The 3,372-nt window shown below is 68.0% G+C and carries 4 protein-coding genes; 1 reads left to right on the top strand and 3 read right to left on the bottom strand.

Going from position 1 to position 3,372, the window contains the following annotated elements:
- On the bottom strand, positions 1 to 608 hold a 608-nt coding region (locus G3N93_RS36640), incomplete at its 3' end, for an MFS transporter (protein WP_206135204.1).
- Between the two features lie 193 nt (positions 609 to 801).
- Here G3N93_RS36640 and G3N93_RS36635 point away from each other — a divergent pair.
- The gene (locus G3N93_RS36635; RefSeq protein ID WP_174939597.1) at positions 802 to 1,488 is read left to right on the top strand and encodes a hypothetical protein; all 687 of its coding nucleotides are present in this window, start codon (positions 802 to 804) and stop codon (positions 1,486 to 1,488) included.
- A 27-nt stretch (positions 1,489 to 1,515) separates the two neighbouring features.
- Here the strand turns inward: G3N93_RS36635 and G3N93_RS36630 are convergent, their stop codons facing one another.
- A complete protein-coding gene (locus G3N93_RS36630; RefSeq protein WP_174948213.1) occupies positions 1,516 to 2,601 on the bottom strand; it encodes an ATP-binding protein in 1,086 nt (361 codons plus the stop codon).
- Between the two features lie 2 nt (positions 2,602 to 2,603).
- Positions 2,604 to 3,341, bottom strand: a complete 738-nt coding sequence (locus tag G3N93_RS36625; RefSeq protein ID WP_174939601.1) for a response regulator — start codon at positions 3,339 to 3,341, stop codon at positions 2,604 to 2,606.
- Positions 3,342 to 3,372 lie beyond the last annotated feature (31 nt).

Here is a 3,372-nt window from a genome sequence, read left to right as displayed (position 1 = left end):
CGGGCCGCGCGCGGGCGATCGTGGCCGGCTTCGTCGCCGAGCGGATATTCGCGGAAGCCGACGACCCACCAGGCGAGCCACACCAGCGTGACCGCGCCGATCACGAAGAACGCCGCGCGCCACGACAGCCACGTCATCAGCGCCGCGACGATCGGCGGCGTGACCGCGTTGCCGAGCCGCGAGAACGAATGCGTGAAGCCCTGCACCACGCCGCGCCGCTCGCGCGGGAACCAGTGGGTGATCGCGCGGGCCTGGGCGGGCAGCGTCGCGCCTTCGCCAATGCCGAGCAGCAGGCGCGCGGCGAACAGCAGCCCGAGGCTGTGCACGAAGCCGGTGGTGAAGGTCGATACGACCCAGATCAGCCCGCAGCCGATCAGCGTGATGCGGGCGCCGAACCGGTCGGCGATCCAGCCGCCGCCGATCTGGCAGATTGCATACGAATACGCGAACGCGGAGAATGCGACGCCAAGTTCGGTATTCGACAGGCCGAGTTCGGCCTTGATCGCGCCGGCCGCGGTCGCGAGGTTGACGCGGTCGACGTAGAGGATGAACGAAAGCGCGCACAGCAGCCACAGGGTGTGGCGCCGTTGACGGTGGTCGTTAGGCATGTGTCTCACTCCATTCTCGTGCGCGGCGTGGCGATGACGCCGCGTTCACTGGCCGGGCCAGCATCGCGCGGCGGCGGAGACACTGTCTAATGAATCTTTGGGATCAATCGATAACCCCAGGTATTCATTCCCGTTTCAGGGGCATCATTCGCATCAGCCGCACCCGATGCAACGGAGCACCACAGGTGAAGAATTGACCGACGACGAAGAACTTTCACTCCGCCGCGAGAGCCGCTTCTGGGACCTGCCGCCGGTGAAATGGTGGATCCGCGGGCATGGCCGCGACGGCTATTCGTTCCGTCTGCTGCTGTGGCCGCCGGTGATCGTGTTCGTGCTCGAATTCATCTGCGTGCTGTTCGACGCGCTGTACACCGCCATCGGCATCAGTGCCGTCGCGACGCTGTTTCTCGGTTTCGCCGGGTACCACGGCGCGCAGCGCGAATGGCTGGTGCCCGCCGCGACCACGCGCGCGCTCGTGAAGGCACGCATGAAGAAGGCGGCCGAGCGGTTCTCGTCGCTCGGCGTGGGCGCGACCGTGCTCGCGATCTTCGTCGCGGCGACGTCGCTGTCGCTCGTGATGTCGGGTCAGCCGGTGCTGGATACCGCCTCGAAGGACGCGGTGTCGATCTTCATCGCGCTGGTGTTCCTGCCGGTGTACGTGTCCGGCGCGGTGCGCAAGCTGGCGATCGCGCGGATCGAGGAAGTGGAGGCGCTGCGCAACGCGACCGTCGGCACCCGCCTGAAATTCGACCGGGCCGGTGCGGTGCGCGCGGTCGTCGTGCAGGGCGCGGCGGGGAAAGGAAAAGTGTCCGTGCGGGAGTACACGGTGCTCGGGTTCAACCCGCCGATCGAACAGGTCGGGTGCGAACCGCAAGCGTGACGGTCAAAGCTACGTAAAGGCGGCGTTTCAAGCCGGAAAGCGCTCGTTTTCCGGTGCCGGCACGAGGTTGTCGGGCCACTGCACTTCGAATCGCGTACCGCCCGCGCCGGTCGGCATGCAGACGGCTTCGCCATGGTGCGCATGCGCGATCGCCGCGACGACGGCGAGCCCGAGGCCGCTGCCGCCGGGCTGCGACTCGTCGACGCGCCGAAAGGCCTTGAACACGTGCGGCGCGAAATCGGCCGGGATGCCGGGGCCGTCGTCTTCGACGCGCAGCCGGCACATGCCTTCTTCAATGCATGTCTGGATGCGGATCGTGCCGGGCACCGCATGGCGGCGCGCGTTTTCCAGCAGCGCGAGCAGCGCCTGACGGATGCGCACCGGGTCGCAACACATGCGCCGCGTGTCGAGATCGAGCACCGGATGCTGGCCGGCGGCCTGCAGCGTATGAGTGAACACGTCGACCACGGCGCGCACGTCGGCGGCGAGATCGGCGTCGCGGAGCTCGATGCTCAGGTGGCCGCCATCCGCGAGGCTGACCACGCGCAGATCCTCGATCAGCCGCGTCAGCCCTTCGACCTGCGCGAGCAGGCTGCGGAATTGCGCTTCGTCGGGCTTGAACACGCCTTCGGCGAGCCCCTGCAGGCGCCCGCGCAGCACCGTGACGGGCGTGCGCAGCTCGTGCGCGATCGCGGCGTTCCAGATCGCCTGCTCGTTGGTCACGCGCTGCAGCTCGTCGGCGAGCGCGTTGAAGTTGTCGGCGAGCAGCGCGGCTTCGTGCAGCGAGCGGTCGCCCGTGACGGCGCGCGCGCCGAGATCGCCGCGTGCGACGCGGCGAATGCTGTCGGTGACCGAATTGAGCGGCACGAGGATGCGGCGCGCGAGATTGACGGCGACCGCGACCGACAGCACGAGGCCGACCGACGTAGTGGCGATCAGCCACAGCCATTCCGGCGCGGTCGGCAGGAGGTTCTTCGTGTTGAAATGCGCGGGCCAGTAGTTGAACGCGACGTAGTAGAAGATGGTGGCGGTGAGCACCATCAGCAGCGTCACGCCGAACACCATCCCGGCCATCGTCAGCGCGATCTGCCGGCTCAGGCCATCGAGCTTCACGGTCAACTCCAGAGCTTGTAGCCGACGCCGCGCACGCTGACGGGCACGCCCTGCACGCCGAGGTCGTCCAGCTTCTTGCGCAGCTTGCTGACGTGGCTGTCCACCGTGCGCTCCAGCGCGTCGCCTTCCGGCAGGCAGGTGGCCATCAGCTCGGCGCGGCTGAACACGCGCCGCGGCGCGCGAGCGAGCTGCGCGAGCAGCTTGAACTCGGTGAGCGTCAGCACGAGCGTGTGCCGCTCGCTGCCCACTTCGAGCGTGGCTTCGTGGTGTTCGAGATCGATCTCGAACGGCGCGACCCGCAGCACCCGCTGTTCTTCCTGGCGCGAGCCGGCCATCGAACGGCGCAGCACCGCCTGTGCGCGCGCGACGACTTCGGCGGGGTTGAACGGCTTCACCACGTAGTCGTCGGCGCCGATGCGCAGGCCGGTGAGCTTGTCGATGTCCTGGTCGAGCGCGGTCAGCATGATCACCGGCGTGTCGCCACGATGACGGATTTCGGCGAGCACCTTCCAGCCGTCGACGTGCGGCATCTGCACGTCGAGCAGCACGAGGTCGGGCTTGAGCTGCAGATGCAGTTCCAGTGCGCGGCGGCCGTCGGCCGCATGCACGGTGCGCAGGCCGCCGCGTGCGAGATAGGCGGTCAGGATCTCGGCGATCTCGGGTTCGTCCTCGGCGATGAGGACGAGCGCCTGGGCATCCTGGCCGGCGCTGGAAGGGGTCGGGAGATCAGGCTGGGCCATTCGTGTGAGTCCATCGGGGTTTCCATCGAGA

Origin of the sequence: Burkholderia sp. Se-20378, assembly GCF_017104665.1 — a bacterium.
Lineage (GTDB): Bacteria > Pseudomonadota > Gammaproteobacteria > Burkholderiales > Burkholderiaceae > Burkholderia > Burkholderia lata.
The sequence above is the reverse complement of the archived record's forward strand: the minus strand, read 5'-3'. Positions and strand labels throughout refer to the sequence as shown.

Bases quoted from the DNA above. Each gene is read 5' to 3' on its own strand.
- G3N93_RS36625 (WP_174939601.1), bottom strand. From the start codon at position 3,341: ATGGCCCAGCCTGATCTCCCGACCCCTTCCAGCGCCGGCCAGGATGCC.